Raw genomic sequence first — 16389 nt, forward strand, 5'->3', positions numbered from 1 at the left:
TTTCGCGAAAGCGAGATCATAATAATTTCATAAAACGACCAACACAAATACCATAAAACTCAAGACTAAAATTGTACTTTTGCAAAAAACAAATAAAACATCATGCTTATATTAGGAATCGCCGGTGGAACTGGTAGCGGTAAAACCACGGTCGTAGAACAAATGGTTCATGAATATCCTGATCATGAAGTGACTGTTATCTCTCAAGATTCTTACTATAAAGATACGAGCGATCTTACTTATGAAGAACGCACAAAAATAAACTTTGATCACCCAGAAAGTATCGATTTTGATCTATTAGAAACACACCTTTTAGAGTTAAAAAAGGGAAATACTATAGATCAACCAGTTTATAGCTTTGTAGATCACAATCGTACAGGAGAAACGATTAAAACGGCTCCTAGTAAAGTGGTAATAGTGGAAGGAATTTTAATTCTTACCATGCCACGTATACGCAAGTTATTTGATATAAAGGTATACATAGATTGTGATAGTGATGAGCGATTAATAAGAAGGTTAAAGCGAGACATTGCAGATCGTGGTCGCAACCTTAATGAAGTTTTAGAACGTTACCAAAACACGTTAAAACCTATGCACCAGCAATTTATTGAGTCGACTAAATTGTACGCAGATGTTATCATTCCTACAAATAGATTCAATACAGTAGGTGTTAAAATCTTACGTACGATTATTGATCAAAAGCTGGGATAATTTCTTAACTTTCCAGTTATGGGATTGAAAAATTTAAAAACAAATCCGTGGTGGAAGTTTTTCAGTAATAAATACACGATCATCACCATATTATTTACCATCTGGATACTGTTTCTGGACGGTAGCGCATGGACTACATCCCATAGAGAAATCAACAAAGACCTTGTAGAAAAACAAGAAAACGCAGATTTCTACAGGAAAGGAATTGCTCGTGATAAGGCAAAAATTGCTGCTCTAAAAGATAGTTTTGGCCTTGAAAAATTTGCTAGAGAACGTTATTTAATGAAACGCGACAATGAAGAAGTATTTATCATTCAACATCCCGATTCTGTAAAAACTGAAAATAATGAGTAAAGAACTTTTTAAAGATTTTGATCCTGTTTCTGAAACACAATGGAAACAAAAAATCCAGATGGACCTTAAAGGTGCCGATTATAACGAAACTCTTTTAACAGCTACACGGGAAGGAATTCACATCAAACCTATTTATCACAATGATACAGCGTCACGAGTAAATATTCCTAATCGATCTACACAAACAAACGACTGGTATATTTCTCAAAAAGTGTATGCAGGAAATGCTGTTGCTGCAAATAAAAAAGCACATGACATTTTAAGCCGCGGTGGTGAAGGTATCATTTTTACTATTCCTAGTAAAGAGATTGAACCTGTTGTTTTATTAAAAGGATTGCCTAAAGTAGGTATTCAAATACATCCACAGTTTTTTGATCTAGAATACATTAAGACTGTTCATGAAATCGCTCCTAAGGCTTATGTCCATTTAGATATTCTACATCAACTAGTAAGTGATGGTAACTGGTTCAAGAACAAAGATCAAGATCACAAGAATCTAGATCATTTTATCAACGATTTTGATGGTTATTTTTCTAATATTTCAGTAAACACAAGTATATATCAGGAAGCTGGAGCAACGGTTACCCAAGAATTAGCTTATTTTACAGCTCATTTAAATGAGTACTTAAATCATCTAAATGAAGCTGGTAATTTAACCGCTTTCGCGAAAGCGGAAAAAAGAATCAACATAGACACTACAATAGGCAACAACTACTTTTTTGAAATCGCAAAATATCGTGCCTATCGCATTTTAACCAAAACCTTAGGTGATGTTTACGAAATCAATTTAGGTTGCTATATAACGGCTACTCCTAGCCTACGTAATAAATCTTTGATGGATTATAATGTAAATATGTTACGCACAACAACCGAATGTATGAGCGCAATTTTAGGCGGCGCAGATACGTTGTGTAACATACCTTACGATACCTTTTTCAATAAAGAAAATGAATTTGGCGATCGTATTGCACGGAATCAATTACGTATTTTAAAAGATGAAGCTTATCTCAATAAAGTGGGCAACGCTGCAGATGGTTCTTATTATATCGATTCTATTACGCAACAACTAGTTGAAAAGGCATTAGGTATTTTTAAAGACATAGAAAATGCTGGTGGTTTTGTACAATCTCTTTTTGATGGAACCATACAACGCAAGATCAAAGAAAGTGCGCAACAAGAACAAGAAGATTTCAATTCTGGTAAACGAGTTCTTATAGGAGCAAATAAGCATGTAAATGCAGATCTTCCATTGCAAAAAGAGTATGAAATATTACCGTTTGTAAAGGTAAATCCGCGTAAGACTTTAGTACAACCCATTGTTCCTAAAAGAATTACAGAAGAGTTAGAGAAAGCAGAAATTAAGAAGCTGTAATGACATCTAAAGATTCCATATCTAGTCACAGTTGCGGACTTAAATCTGCACCTGTGAATAGATCACAAGCTGTTTTTCTTAAAAGTGGAATTAATTCTGCACATGGTAAAGCAATATTTCTATTTTTTTTGGTGTTAACTTCTTGCTCAAAACCATTAAACAAAGAAACTATAGTTGGAAAATGGGTAGTTAATCAAGTAACTTCAACTAAGTCCGAATCAATACCAGATGGACTTTGGGTAAATAAAAGCAACTATCAAATCACTAATTATTTCAGAGAAAATGATCATTGGGTATTTAATGAAGATAAATCATTAGAGCATCAAGGTGAAGTTGGAATCTGGCCTCGACCTAGAAGTTTTAGAGTAGAAAAAGATCAGCTTTACTTTTATCTAGGTAATTTAGAAGAATCGCCCGATTTAAAACAATTGGTTCAATTTGCCATTGTAAATATGAATGAAGAGAAAATGACGCTGCAGTCCATAAGTGATGAGAAACAAGAAAATGCGCAGGTAACTTTAACAAGACTTGAAAATGAGTGAAACTGATCCTTTTTCATATAATCATAGTTGCGAACTTAAGGCCGCAACTATGAATAGATCACAAGCTATTTTTCCAAAGGGCAGAATTAATTCTGCTCTCGGGAAAGTATCTTTGATTTTATTTCTCACATTGACGTCATGTTCATACAGTATTGATAGGAAAGAATTGATTGGTAATTGGAATATAGAAATAGAAAGGAAATTAGAAAATGGCAATTGGGAAAGTGACGAAATCACATTTTTCAAAATGTCTACCATCCCAAATGTTTTTAAATACAGTAAATTCCTTTCATTTCATGATGATGGAGTTATTGAATTGAATAGCTTATCTACTGATCGTTTTCCTGAGTATTATCTTCTTGATGAAAGTTCGCAAACTATTTATATGTCATTAGATCCTATTGAAGGTATACCAACACAAATAGATAGAAGTCTATTTGTTTTTCATATGAAAGTAAATAATAACACAAATTTCAGTTTAACAACCAATACTGATTCAGATGTGAGGTTAGTTTTGAATAAGCAATAGCACCATGAAAAGAAAAGACATCACAAACATAAAACCCAACTACGATTTTCATACAAAGCGACCAGAAACCGCAGATTATGAAACATCTGAAGGGATTGCTATAAAAAAAGAATACACAAAAGAAGATGTTGCAGGTTTAGAACACCTTGATTTTGTGGCAGGAATAGCACCTAATTTACGTGGTCCTTACTCGACTATGTACGTGCTTAGGCCGTGGACAGTAAGACAGTACGCTGGCTTTTCTAGTGCCACAGAGTCTAACGCTTTTTACAGAAGAAATCTAGCCGCGGGACAGAAAGGTCTTTCTGTTGCTTTTGATCTTGCAACCCATAGAGGTTATGACAGTGACCATGAACGTGTAGAAGGTGATGTCGGTAAAGCTGGTGTTGCCATCGATAGCGTTGAGGATATGAAAATCCTTTTTGACTCCATACCATTAGATAAAATGTCGGTTTCTATGACTATGAATGGTGCTGTGTTGCCTATCATGGCGTTTTACATAGTTGCTGCCATGGAACAAGGCGTTGATCCTAAATTATTGAGCGGTACGATCCAGAATGATATTCTTAAAGAGTTCATGGTGCGTAATACGTATATCTATCCGCCTACGCCTAGTATGCAGATTATTTCAGATATATTTGAATATACCAGCCAGAACATGCCAAAATTCAACTCGATTTCTATTTCTGGTTACCACATGTATGAAGCTGGAGCTACCAGTGATATAGAACTCGCTTACACACTAGCCGATGGACTTGAGTATGTAAGAAAAGGTCTAGCTGCTGGAATGGACATCGACACCTTTGCTCCTCGCCTATCTTTCTTTTGGGCAATAGGAATGAATCATTTTATGGAAATTGCAAAAATGCGCGCTGCACGTATGCTTTGGGCAAAAATGATCAAACAATTTGATCCAAAAAATGCCAAATCACTTGCTTTAAGAACCCATTGCCAGACTTCAGGATGGTCACTTACAGAGCAAGATCCTTTTAATAATGTAGCAAGAACAACCATAGAAGCTGCAGCTGCGGCCTTCGGTGGCACTCAAAGTTTACACACTAATGCATTGGATGAAGCCATTGCGTTACCAACAGATTTTAGTGCGCGTATTGCAAGAAACACGCAGCTTTTCCTTCAAGAAGAGACTGGAATCACAAAAACGGTAGATCCATGGGCAGGCTCTTATTATGTAGAATCACTTACCGATCAAATAGCCGATAAAGCTTGGGAACTGATTCAAGAAGTAGAAGAATTGGGAGGAATGACCAAAGCTATTGAAGCAGGAATTCCTAAAATGCGCATAGAAGAAGCTGCTGCAAAAAAACAAGCACGTATTGATTCTGGAATCGATACGATTGTAGGCGTCAATAAATACCCAAGTCCGGACGAAGATCTAATCGATACGCTAGAGGTGGATAATGCTGCCGTAAGAATCGAACAAATCGACCGATTAAAAGAGATTAAAAAGAATCGAGATAATCAAAAGGTTGAAGATGCCTTAAAAGCTTTGACTAATTGTGCAAAAACTAAACAAGGAAATCTTCTAGAATTGGCGGTTAATGCTGCAAAGGAACGAGCTACTTTAGGTGAAATTTCAGATGCTTTAGAAGAAGTTTATGGCCGTTATCGAGCGACTATAAAAAGTGTTCAAGGAGTTTATAAAAAAGAGATTATGAATGATCCCGCTTTCGCGAAAGCGCAACAATTAGCCGATCAATTTGCTAAAACAGAAGGCCGCAGACCTAGAATCATGATCGCAAAAATGGGACAAGACGGTCACGATAGAGGTGCCAAAGTAGTCGCAACAGGCTATGCAGACGTAGGATTTGATGTAGACATAGGTCCATTATTTCAAACACCTGCTGAAGCCGCTAAGCAAGCTGTAGAAAATGACGTGCACGTTTTAGGCGTTTCTTCACTCGCCGCAGGACACAAAACACTTGTCCCACAAGTAATGGAAGAGTTAAAAAAATATGGCCGTGAAGATATCATGATCGTTGTAGGTGGCGTGATTCCTAGAAAAGATTATCAATATTTATTTGATGCTGGTGTTGCTGCTGTTTTTGGTCCAGGAACTAAAATTAGTGAGGCTGCGATTGATATATTGGGATTATTGATGAATGAAGAATAAGGAATACCTTAGAATGATATAATTCAATAGGTTTGAAAATAGAGAAAGTTGATAATTAATTTTAAGTATTATAATTATTCATGCATTTTAATTCTAGTACATGAATCTAGACAGCAAAAACGTAGAAAAAGTAGACAAAATAGTTGCTAGCATTTACATTGCACTAGGACTTTTACTAATTATTATATTTAATTATCAATTACTTGAGATCGAATTGATTCAAAGCCTTATATTATTTTTTGGAATATGGGTTTCCTTAATGCTTTATGCTGGTTATTATAAACGTTTGAGAAGTTTAAAAGTAACTCTAGTGTGGAGTGTTATTTCAATTGTTCAGATTTTGATTTATTTTATTTTTAAAGATGAAATCTCTTTATTTGATAAAATAGGTGGCACTTACTTGAACAGTATGTTTTACCTTCCAACGATGTTAATTTGTTTTCATAGTTGTAATTTCTTAAATCTTGCTATACACAAAGATCATTACATTATTACTACTGGTGTTTTAGATTTTGTAGGATCTAGAAATTATGATCAACAAAGAAGACTAAGAGCTACAGACTTCGTTTTTAGCTTTCTAGGAGCTTTTGGTACATTATTTTTAGCGACATTTTTATTTTGATTAATGGAATACAATTCTTTAAAGCTTTGAAGCGTTACAGCTTTAATCTGATTTAATTAGACTCACAAAATATTCCTCTTGAAAAATCTACTTTATCTTATTTTATTACTTGCGCTATCCACCAGTCACGCACAAAACCTTGTTTTTAATGGAAGTTTTGAGAAAACAGATGAATGTGTTTCCTACATAGGTGGTTTTGATAAAGTGAAATATTGGTCTAAACCGACTTGGGGAACAATAGATCTTTTCAATGAATGCGCAAATTCAGAAAGTGGAATTCCTAATAATTATAACGGCAAACAAGAAGCCAAAGACGGAAATAAATATATAGGTATGTATTGCTATGCAAATGATAACTGACGAGAGTATATCCAAGGACAACTAAAACACACGTTAGTTGAGAGTGAAAAATATATACTACGATTTTATATAAGTCTAGCCGAGACTTCGGATTTTGAATTGAATGAGTTTCATGTATTATTTACGGAAAAGCCTATTAAATCATCCCATGATCGCGAATTATCTTCTAGATTTTTGAAAAAGTACAAAGTCACTAATTACAGGAATTATGTAATAAAATATGACAGATATTATTCAGATACAGATAGATGGGCTTTAATGGAACTAGAATTTATTGCAACTGGTAACGAGAATTATTTCACTATTGGTAATACAAATAAAAATTCTAAAACAGATAAACGATTACGAACTATGAAGAATAGACAGAATATGTCCTATTATTATATCGATAATGTATCACTAATTGATCTAAATCAAGTTATTGAAATTGAAAAGCCAAAAGCTATAATTCAAGAAACACAGATAACAGAATCTAATTTTAATCTCAATTCCATTTACACACTAAAATCCATTCAATTTGATTTTGATAAAGCCACTTTGATTGAAAAAACTACTGAAGAATTAGATGAGCTGGCAACTTACCTTCACAAAAATCCTGAACGCAAAATACAAATAAACGGCCATACCGACTATCTAGGTAAAACAGCCTACAATCAAAAGCTATCTGAGGAGCGAGCAAAAAGTGTTGCTGATTATTTAATCTTAAAAGGAATTCCTAAAAAAAGAATAATTTCAAAAGGATACGGAGAATCCCAGCCCATAGATCCAAATGAGCCAGAAGATGCGCAGGCAAAAAACAGACGTGTAGAGTTTATTTTGAGTAAATGAGTTTAAAAATAGATCTTGATCTATACTAAAGTAATGCTAAAGGTGGCATGTTCCGTAAGTCAAAGAATTTAGAAACGTCTTAATATATATGGTACGTATTATTTTAATATTAAGTTTATTTGTAATATTTAATTCGGATTACATGATTTTTGATTTTAATAAAAATGCTGATATTTCCAACTGGCAAATAGAAGATGATCGTGTGATGGGTGGAATTTCACAAGGAAAATTTGAATTGAACAATAATGGTCATGGACATTTTCACGGAATTGTGACTGTAGAAAGTAATGGTGGTTTTAGTTCTGTTCAAAATAACAGTTATGATCTAGATGTAACACCACAAGATCAAATAAACATAAGATTGAAAGGTGACGGACACGATTACCAATTAAGAGTAAAAGACGACCCATCCACTTATTATAGTTATCAAAAGAACTTTAAAACGACTGGTGAATGGCAAACGATAAGTATTAAACTATCTGATATGACACCTACTTATCGAGGTAGAACGCCTAACAAGCCCAATTTTAATAAAAATCATTTGAGTCAGGTGCGCTTTATGATTGGCACAAAAAAAGTGAAAGAATCATTTGAACTGTTGATTGATAAAATTGAAATTAAAAAGCATTAGTTGATTGAATCAAATCAAATAATTAATTGCGCCTTCTACGTTCTCTGCGCAATCTTCTTTCCTCTTTCTTCTTAAGAAAATATAATCGTCTCTTTTCTTTGATACTCAAATCATCTCTATCACGACCTTGTAATTCTTTTAAATCTTCATTTTCTGATCCTTTAATTTCTATATCCCTATAATCTCTAGAACTTAATCGTATTCCAAAGGCGATATTAAAATAATTACCGTTTTCAAAGTCATCACTTAAAGCCGTAGGCGTTTTTATATTGTAGGATACCATTTCAAAGCTAGGACTCATAAAAAATGAAATAGAATTATTTAAATGATATTCTATACTAGTCGTGATTCTGAAAACATTTCCTGAGTCTCTAAATTTACCACTACCTTGAGAAGAGTTTTGTCTATTCTTGTTTTGACTGTAACCATATCCTACATCTCCTAAAATACTAAAGTTATCGTTGATACGGTAATCATATCCAGCAAATAGATAGGCATTAAATTTTGTAGCTCTTGAATACTCACCTACTACAGCAGTATTAGATACAGACATATAGTCCTGAGTCAATGATCCACCTATATAAATATTTTTAGGTAAATAGAATTGCATTCTTATCCCAAAACCTGCGCCACCTTTTAATCCATTTCCTGCAAAATTATCACCAGAAGGATTTCCTCTTTGTAAATAAAGATCGGTAAGGAAAAGTCGTTTAGGTATTTCAATTTTATCTTCTTTAGAATTTTGAGAAACCGAATCCGCAGAAGATTCTTGGGCTTGTAGCAAACCATTCGTCATAAATAGAATGATGCATAGTAATTTAATAAGTAATCTCATAGCGCTCTTGAGGATTAAGTATATCAAAAGTTCTCATCGTTTCTACTCCAGAACCATCTGTAAATATTACTTGTATTGTAGATGGATAAAAGACATTTAGTTCAAAGTTTCCGTCATTTGCATTAGAATTAAAAACTCGAGGCTGTTCTTCAAAAAAAGCACATTCTTCATCTTGAGATAACATATTGTTACTATAAATTAAATCACAATTTAATGACTCATAGTCAAAAGTAACACTGTAAGAATCAGTCGTTCCAGAAGTATTTATAAAGTCTATTTCTACTATTGCTGCTTCTTTCAGAATAGTCTCTGGTATATTCAAAAATAAGTCGTCACCTAGCTCTCGTCTAGAAACACTTATCTTATTTGAGAAGAAATTTTGAGAATTAAAGTTGACAAAAAAACCACCATCCACTAGCATTAAAAAATCTACCTCACCATTTGCGTTAGTTACTCCTTGACCTAAAAGAAAATCTTCATCTGGTTCAGATAATTTAGGAATATCTTGTCCTATAATTAGATCAAAACTTCTAAATGTGGTCGCCGTAACTAACATATTTTCAATTGGACTACCAGATGCATCTACTACTCTAGTTTTAAAAAGAGCACGTACATCGTTTTCTAATCTAGGCTCACAAGATATGAGTGCACAGACTAGTAACAGGAATAGTATTTTTTTCATGAATGAGTTATTTGATTACTAGATGCAGAAAAGGAATAAAGGTTGCTTGAAAAACAATACCTATTATAACTATTTAGTAATAACATCAGTACCTAGGTATTGATCATCTTTATTGTAATACCATTTGCGTGTTTTAGGCATATTTATATCATTGACTACATGATTATCAGATAATAATATATACTCTCCAGAATTTAAATTGATTTTGCCAGACTCATCTGTTTTAAAGAATTGATAGATCTCCATTTTAAAAGTCGCAGGATCAAAGTAAAAGAACCAGACATCACTTCCTACGTTTTGGTCATAAGTTGCCTTTAACACAAGGTATTCTTTACCTTTGAAGGTTTTGCGATCTACTTTAGAATCAATGTTAGTACCTTGATCTTTTAGCTTCATAGGCAACCCATAGAGATAGGTGTAATAGTCACGCATAAAAATTGCTTTTCCATTATCTCTTTCGATACTTACAATACTAGCTTTTGATGCTTTCAAATTTACCTTTTCTATCTTAGCTTTATCCTTTTCGACTTTATAGGTAGACATCATACTATCATTTTTTACTACTAACTGAAAATGTTGTGAATTTAAATTAATATAAATATGACTTAATCTTGACGACTCATTAGGAGTTTGCATAACAATATTCAATTGACCTTTAAAAGATTCCCAATTCCCATTTGGATCATGAACTTGAATCGCTTTATCTAGTAATTCCTGTCCTGTTAGTTCTTGCGCAACTCCCGTAATACATAATAAAAATAAAAGTGTGGATAGAATAATTTTCATGAAGCTTTTTTTAATAATGATTTGTGTTTTAAGAAGTGACAAGATATCCTTTTAAACGAGCTCTAAGAAATATTCAAATGAGATGCTGAAATAAATTCAGCATGACAGACTTCAAAAAATAAAAAATCCCAACAGCGCAAACTGTTGGGATTTTGTATAAAATTTAAATTAGATAATTTAAGACTTATGCATAAAGGCTTGCTTAGCTAGCAACTCTTCTTTAGTTTCTACCACATCATCATCTGGCACACAGCAGTCTACTGGACATACCGCAGCACATTGTGGCTCTTCATGAAAACCTACACATTCTGTACATTTATCTGGAGAAATGTAATAAAACTCGTCACTAATAGGCTGTTGCGTTTCATTTGCATCAACTTCTTTTCCTCCAGGTAGGACAACTTTTCCATCCAGATCAGTTCCATCTGCATAGCGCCAGTCATCTGCTGCTTCATAAATTGCTGTATTTGGACACTCCGGTTCACACGCACCGCAATTAATACATTCGTCTGTTATGATGATTGCCATAGCTTTTATTTACTTTTGTGCAAAAATAACGACTAGTGAAGACATTGTCAATTAATACCACGTTAAATGATCGTATTTGCGCTTTCGCGAAAGCGGGATCACTACTATCCTCCTTTCTAGAGGGAACATTAGAGTCACTTGAGGATGATAGTTCCAGCTGGCAGGGTCGCATACAACAGGGACTGGAACTGGCAGAACGCAAAAACTCTTGGTTTACAAAAGAAACTTTAGATTTTGCTTTCTTGCAGTGGTCAAAGGCTCTTACTATTGAAAATTTAAAAGAGTGGACAAAAACTTATCATCTAGATAAAATAACAGCCAAAAATATTGCCATAATAACAGCAGGAAATTTACCATTAGTAGGTTTTCATGATGTGCTTTGTGTGATTATTTCTGGTCATCACGCAATGATTAAGAATTCTAGTAATGACGACGTGTTAACACCTCTATTATTGGAAATAGCAACTTCCTTTTGTGCCGAATTAGCAGAATCCTACTCTTATGTAGATGGAAAACTAAAAAATTATGATGCTGTCATTGCTACAGGAAGTAATAATACCGCACGTTATTTTGAACACTACTTTGGCGATAAACCAAATATAATACGCAAAAATCGCAATAGTGTTGCCGTTTTAACTGGATCAGAAACATTGGAACAAATGGAATCCTTAAGTAATGATGTATTTCTTTACTTTGGTCTAGGTTGTAGAAGTGTCAGTCATTTAAAAGTACCTAAAGGTTATAATTTTGACCTATTTTTTAATGGCATGTTTGCTAAGAAAGACTTGATTAAAAACGAAAAATACTTAAACAACTACGATTATAATAAGGCTGTTTATCTGATGAGTGAATTTGATTTACTGGATAATGAGTTTTTATTAATTAAAGAAGAAGCAAATAGTTATTCTTCTCCTATAGCGAGTTTAGGTTATAGTTATTATGATAAAATTGAAGAGGTTGCAGAAGAGTTTCATCAAAATGCTGATCAGCTGCAATGTGTTGTTGTGGAAGGTGATGCTGCTATAAAGATAGTAGAAAAATTAGAAGATCTCACCGCGCCTCAAATAGTAGATTTTGGAACGACACAAACGCCTCGTTTACAAGATTATGCAGATGGTGTAGATATCATTCAATTTTTGTTGACATTATCTTAAAAACCTTATTGATTTCCTAACATATTTTGGTTATTGATTTTGCATTTTTGTAACTAAGTTAATTAAGACCATTATGTTGAAACACAATTTTAGTGCAGGACCTTGTATCCTGCCGCAAGAAGTATTTAAAAAGGCAGCGGCAGCTGTTTTAAATTTCAACGACCTCAGTATCTTAGAGATTTCACACCGAAGCAAAGATTTTGTTGCGGTAATGGAAAAAGCACAAGCACTAGCGTTAGAGCATTTAGGGCTTACAGATAAGGGTTACAAAGCTTTATTTTTAGGTGGTGGCGCAAGTATGCAATTTTTAATGGTGGCTTATAATTTGTTAGAAAATAAGGCTGCTTACTTAAATACTGGAACCTGGTCTGATAAAGCGATTAAAGAAGCTAAAATATTTGGAGAGGTTGTAGAAGTGGCTTCATCAAAAGCAGATAATTACAATCACATCCCAAAAGATTATACTGTTCCTAGTGATGTAGATTATTTCCACTTTCAAACAAATAATACGATTTTTGGTACACAATTACAGTCTACACCAGATGTTTCTGTACCACTTATCTGTGATATGAGTAGTGATATATTTTCAAGACAACGCGATTTTGAAAAGTACGATTTGATCTATGCAGGAGCACAAAAAAATATGGGTCCGGCTGGTGCAACATTAATTATCGTAAAAGAAGAGATTTTAGGAAAGGTCTCTAGACAAATTCCATCGATGTTAAGTTATAAAACGCATATATCAAAGGACTCAATGTTCAACACGCCTCCAGTGTTTCCTATTTACGTAAGTATGTTAACTCTTGAGTGGTTGAAAAATAATGGCGGAATTGATTCTATTGAGAAGTTGAATAATCAAAAAGCAGAATTGATTTATAACGAGATTGATAGAAACCCATTGTTTCAAGGTTTTGTAACTCAAAAAGAGGATCGTTCAAAAATGAATGCTACTTTTATGTTACATGATGCCGCTCACACAGCAGCGTTTGATTCCTTATGGAAAGAAGCTGGAATAAATGGATTAAATGGTCACAGGTCTGTAGGTGGATACCGTGCAAGTATGTACAACGCCTTATCTTTAGAAAGCGTTCAATCACTTGTGGATACCATGCAACATCTTGAGAAAAAAGCCTAACTATTAACAATCTTAAGATAAAATGTGACAAAATCTTTCTCAAATCTTAAAGATAGGTTTGTAAACAAATAAACTTTGTTTCCGCTATATTTAGTATTTAAATAATGGAAACCAAAAGAAATAAAAAATGAAAATATTAGCAAACGACGGTGTTTCACAAAGCGGTATAGATAAACTTACAGCCGCAGGACATGAAGTGATTACTACAAATGTAGCGCAAGATCAACTTCAAGATTATATCAATAAACATGACATTGCTGTTCTTTTAGTGCGATCTGCAACAACTGCAAGACAAGAATTAATTGATAACTGTCCTAGTTTGAAAATTATAGGTCGTGGTGGTGTAGGAATGGACAATATTGATGTAGAGTATGCACGTAATAAAGGCTTAAAAGTAATTAATACTCCTGCAGCAAGTAGTGCCAGTGTTTCTGAATTGGTTTTTGCACACCTTTATGGAGGTGTTCGATTTTTATACGATGCTAACCGTAACATGCCTCTTGAAGGAGATAGTAACTTCAAAGGCCTTAAGAAAGCTTATGCAAAAGGTTCTGAATTGCGAGGTAAAACTATTGGTATCATAGGAATAGGTCGCATAGGACAGGAAGTGGCAAAAATAGCTGCTGGTGTAGGGATGAATGTTATTGCTCACGATAGTTATGCAGAAAAATCACCTAGCGTTTCTTGGAATCTTTTTGATGGTCAAACTATTAGTGTTGAAATACCATTAGTAAGCAAAGAGGATCTTTTAAAAACAGCAGACTTTGTAACTATTCATGTTCCTGCACAAAAGGAATACGTAATAGGTGCTGATGAACTAGCGCAAATGAAAAAAGGAGCTGCCATTGTAAATGCAGCACGTGGTGGTGTTCTTGATGAAGTGGCGCTTGTAAATGCTTTAGAGACAGAACATATTTCTTTTGCAGCTTTAGATGTTTTTGAAAAAGAACCGCAACCAGAAGTCGTATTGCTCATGAATGATAAGCTATCATTAAGCCCACACATAGGTGCTGCTACAAATGAAGCTCAAGACAGAATAGGAACTGAACTGGCAGATCAAATTATTGATATTTTAGGATAGTCTTATTGCTTCAAATCAAATAAAAACCGCAACCTATCAAGGTTGCGTTTTTTTTGAACCTATTAACAACCTAATGCTTGTATATACAATAAATTTGCATACATGAAAACAACTTTATATAAATCAGATTCTAGAGGCCATGCAAATCATGGTTGGTTAAATAGTTATCATACCTTTAGCTTTGCAGGATACCACAATCCGCAAAGAATGAGTTTTGGTGTTTTACGCGTTTTAAATGATGACACCGTTACTGGCGGAATGGGTTTTGGAGCACATCCACATTCTAATATGGAAATCATAAGCATACCACTTTCTGGTGATTTAGAACATCAAGATAGTACTGGTAGAACTGCCATTATTAAAAATGGAGATATACAAGTTATGAGCGCAGGAACTGGTATTACTCATTCTGAAAAAAATGCAAGTCAAAACGATGAAGTTAAGTTTCTTCAAATATGGGTAATTCCTAATAAAGAAAACGTGACGCCACGTTATGATCAGATTACATTAGATCCAGAAAACAGGAAAAATCAATTAGAACAAATTTTATCTCCATCTCCTGATGATGCTGGTGTCTGGATTCATCAAGATGCGTGGTTTCATTTAGGCAATTTTGATAAAGACATCAATAGTAATTATGAAATTAAAAAGAAATCAAATGGTGTTTATGCATTTGTTCTCAAAGGCTCTTTTAAATTAGATAATCAAGAGTTACATACACGCGATGGTTTAGGAATTTGGGATACAGAATCGTTTAATTTAGTTGCTTTAGAACATGATTCAGAGATTTTGTTAATGGAAGTGCCACTATAACAGTAAGAGTGATTAAAAGGTTATTATTTTATAGATGCTTTAAAAAATTGAGGGTTATGTAAAAAACTTGTAACAATTATACTAGTATTTGCGTCCAATCATGGTGTCCAAAACTGACCAAATGCTCAAAAAAATTATAATAGGAATGGTCCTCATTCTTTTGCTAGCCATTGCAGCTGGTGGTTATGCCATGTATTCCTTTTTTCCAGAAGATGATTTTGTCGCTCGATTTGCACTAGAGAATCCAGAGAAATCTGCTATCATAATTGTTAGAAATGATACCGTACTTCTACAGCAAAACATTGATAAACAAATGCCACTTGCTAGCACTTTGAAATTAATCATCGCCATAGAATTTGCAGAACAGGCAGCACATGGTATTCTTAATCCAAAAGAAAAAATAGCTAAAGAAGAATTGCTTAACTATTATGTACCGAATACAGATGGAAACGCTCATATGAACTGGGCAGACAGTGATGAAACTCTAGAGTATGGAGACAGCATTCCACTAAAAAATATTGCAAAAGGAATGATACAATACAGTTCTAATGCAAATACAGAGTGGCTTATGGAACGATTAGGTCTGGAAAACATCAATAATCAACTTAAAAAACTAGATCTAAAGAATCATACTCCTATTTATCCTATAGTTTCTGCTTTATTTATAAGTAATACCTTTTTGAAAAACACATCAAATGAAGATTTGATTACTAAACTAAATGATTTGAGTCAGGAGCAGTACATTCAGTATACTTTAGATATTCATGAAAAGATGAAACAAAATCCAGAATTCAGAAAGCAAACACTTGATTTAAATGAAAATATCCAACGTGTATGGTCGGATAGATTGCCTGCTGCTAGTGCAAATGATTATTACGCCTTAATGCAAAAACTTAATTCAAAGACTTATTTCAGTAAGAAAACTCAAGAAGTTCTTGATGACATTATCGAGACTAGTATGAAATACAATTCTGTGAAAGAATTCTATGAACACCTTGGATCTAAAGGTGGTTCTACCCTATTTATTATGACAAAAGCGCTTTATGCTAAGGATAAAAAAGGTAATCGCACTGAAATAGTATATTTCTTCAACAACTTAGAACCTCAAGAGCGTAAGAAAATGACTATGTCCATGAACGATTTTGAGAGAGCTGTTTTAAGAAATCCTAAAATGGCTGAAAGAGTTCATCAAATTTATCTGGATCATAAAATGGTTGATGTTCGATAATAATTGCGCTTTCGCGAAAGCAGAACAAAAAACTTTCCTTTTTGCTTTAGAATCATAAAAAATGCAG

At 33.9% G+C, this 16389-nt stretch carries 19 protein-coding genes; 15 read left to right on the plus strand and 4 right to left on the minus strand.

Annotated elements, in window-relative coordinates; genetic code table 11:
- Positions 1–102: 102 nt before the first annotated feature.
- The 10 genes from udk to ACTF54_RS06760 all read left to right on the plus strand — a co-directional run bounded on the left by udk (position 103) and on the right by ACTF54_RS06760 (position 8080).
- Positions 103–711 (plus strand): uridine kinase, encoded by a 609-nt coding sequence (gene udk, locus ACTF54_RS06715; protein ID WP_438969012.1) that lies wholly within the window; start codon positions 103–105, stop codon positions 709–711.
- Positions 712–729: 18 nt separating this feature from the next.
- Positions 730–1065 (plus strand): FtsB family cell division protein, encoded by a 336-nt coding sequence (locus tag ACTF54_RS06720; protein ID WP_347195821.1) that lies wholly within the window; start codon positions 730–732, stop codon positions 1063–1065.
- Positions 1058–2437: a methylmalonyl-CoA mutase subunit beta gene (locus tag ACTF54_RS06725; protein ID WP_438969013.1), complete on the plus strand. Its 1380-nt coding sequence runs from the start codon at positions 1058–1060 to the stop codon at positions 2435–2437. The genes ACTF54_RS06720 and ACTF54_RS06725 overlap by 8 nt, the downstream gene beginning before the upstream one ends.
- Positions 2437–2979, plus strand: coding sequence for a hypothetical protein (locus tag ACTF54_RS06730; protein WP_347195819.1), 543 nt, complete (start codon positions 2437–2439; stop codon positions 2977–2979). Before ACTF54_RS06725 ends, ACTF54_RS06730 begins: the two co-directional genes overlap by 1 nt.
- Before the next feature lie 49 nt (positions 2980–3028).
- Positions 3029–3508 (plus strand): hypothetical protein, encoded by a 480-nt coding sequence (locus tag ACTF54_RS06735; RefSeq protein WP_438969014.1) that lies wholly within the window; start codon positions 3029–3031, stop codon positions 3506–3508.
- Between the two features lie 4 nt (positions 3509–3512).
- Entirely contained in the window at positions 3513–5639 is a 2127-nt protein-coding gene (gene scpA / locus ACTF54_RS06740) for a methylmalonyl-CoA mutase (protein WP_438969015.1), read from the plus strand.
- Between the two features lie 100 nt (positions 5640–5739).
- The gene (locus tag ACTF54_RS06745) at positions 5740–6261 is read left to right on the plus strand and encodes a hypothetical protein (protein ID WP_438969016.1); all 522 of its coding nucleotides are present in this window, start codon (positions 5740–5742) and stop codon (positions 6259–6261) included.
- A 78-nt stretch (positions 6262–6339) separates the two neighbouring features.
- Positions 6340–6621 carry a hypothetical protein gene (locus ACTF54_RS06750; RefSeq protein WP_347196180.1) on the plus strand — a complete coding sequence of 94 codons (282 nt, stop codon included), beginning with the start codon at positions 6340–6342 and terminating at the stop codon, positions 6619–6621.
- Positions 6622–6795: 174 nt separating this feature from the next.
- On the plus strand, positions 6796–7449 hold the full coding sequence (locus tag ACTF54_RS06755; protein ID WP_347196181.1) for an OmpA family protein: 654 nt from the start codon (positions 6796–6798) through the stop codon (positions 7447–7449).
- A gap of 142 nt (positions 7450–7591) precedes the next feature.
- On the plus strand, positions 7592–8080 hold the full coding sequence (locus ACTF54_RS06760; protein ID WP_347196182.1) for a CIA30 family protein: 489 nt from the start codon (positions 7592–7594) through the stop codon (positions 8078–8080).
- Between the two features lie 22 nt (positions 8081–8102).
- Here the strand turns inward: ACTF54_RS06760 and ACTF54_RS06765 are convergent, their stop codons facing one another.
- The 4 genes from ACTF54_RS06765 to ACTF54_RS06780 all read right to left on the minus strand — a co-directional run bounded on the left by ACTF54_RS06765 (position 8103) and on the right by ACTF54_RS06780 (position 10911).
- The gene (locus ACTF54_RS06765) at positions 8103–8915 is read right to left on the minus strand and encodes an outer membrane protein (RefSeq protein ID WP_438969017.1); all 813 of its coding nucleotides are present in this window, start codon (positions 8913–8915) and stop codon (positions 8103–8105) included.
- Complete coding sequence (locus ACTF54_RS06770; protein ID WP_438969018.1) at positions 8899–9597, minus strand: hypothetical protein; 699 nt, start codon at positions 9595–9597, stop codon at positions 8899–8901. The genes ACTF54_RS06765 and ACTF54_RS06770 overlap by 17 nt, the downstream gene beginning before the upstream one ends.
- A 69-nt stretch (positions 9598–9666) precedes the next feature.
- Positions 9667–10383, minus strand: coding sequence for a DUF6503 family protein (locus ACTF54_RS06775; protein ID WP_438969019.1), 717 nt, complete (start codon positions 10381–10383; stop codon positions 9667–9669).
- Between the two features lie 177 nt (positions 10384–10560).
- Positions 10561–10911: a 4Fe-4S dicluster domain-containing protein gene (locus tag ACTF54_RS06780; RefSeq protein WP_347196583.1), complete on the minus strand. Its 351-nt coding sequence runs from the start codon at positions 10909–10911 to the stop codon at positions 10561–10563.
- A gap of 35 nt (positions 10912–10946) precedes the next feature.
- Here ACTF54_RS06780 and ACTF54_RS06785 point away from each other — a divergent pair, with 35 nt between their 5' ends.
- From ACTF54_RS06785 to ACTF54_RS06805, 5 genes are all read left to right on the plus strand, one after another.
- Complete coding sequence (locus ACTF54_RS06785) at positions 10947–12065, plus strand: acyl-CoA reductase (protein WP_438969020.1); 1119 nt, start codon at positions 10947–10949, stop codon at positions 12063–12065.
- A gap of 73 nt (positions 12066–12138) precedes the next feature.
- On the plus strand, positions 12139–13200 hold the full coding sequence (serC, locus tag ACTF54_RS06790; RefSeq protein WP_438969021.1) for a 3-phosphoserine/phosphohydroxythreonine transaminase: 1062 nt from the start codon (positions 12139–12141) through the stop codon (positions 13198–13200).
- Positions 13201–13327: 127 nt separating this feature from the next.
- The gene (locus ACTF54_RS06795) at positions 13328–14281 is read left to right on the plus strand and encodes an NAD(P)-dependent oxidoreductase (protein ID WP_438969022.1); all 954 of its coding nucleotides are present in this window, start codon (positions 13328–13330) and stop codon (positions 14279–14281) included.
- A 102-nt stretch (positions 14282–14383) separates the two neighbouring features.
- Positions 14384–15094: a pirin family protein gene (locus tag ACTF54_RS06800; RefSeq protein WP_347196579.1), complete on the plus strand. Its 711-nt coding sequence runs from the start codon at positions 14384–14386 to the stop codon at positions 15092–15094.
- A gap of 121 nt (positions 15095–15215) precedes the next feature.
- A complete protein-coding gene (locus tag ACTF54_RS06805) occupies positions 15216–16322 on the plus strand; it encodes a serine hydrolase (protein ID WP_347203574.1) in 1107 nt (368 codons plus the stop codon).
- Positions 16323–16389 lie beyond the last annotated feature (67 nt).

The sequence above is a fragment of the Nonlabens sp. genome (genome assembly GCF_965657255.1).
Taxonomy (GTDB): Bacteria; Bacteroidota; Bacteroidia; order Flavobacteriales; family Flavobacteriaceae; genus Nonlabens.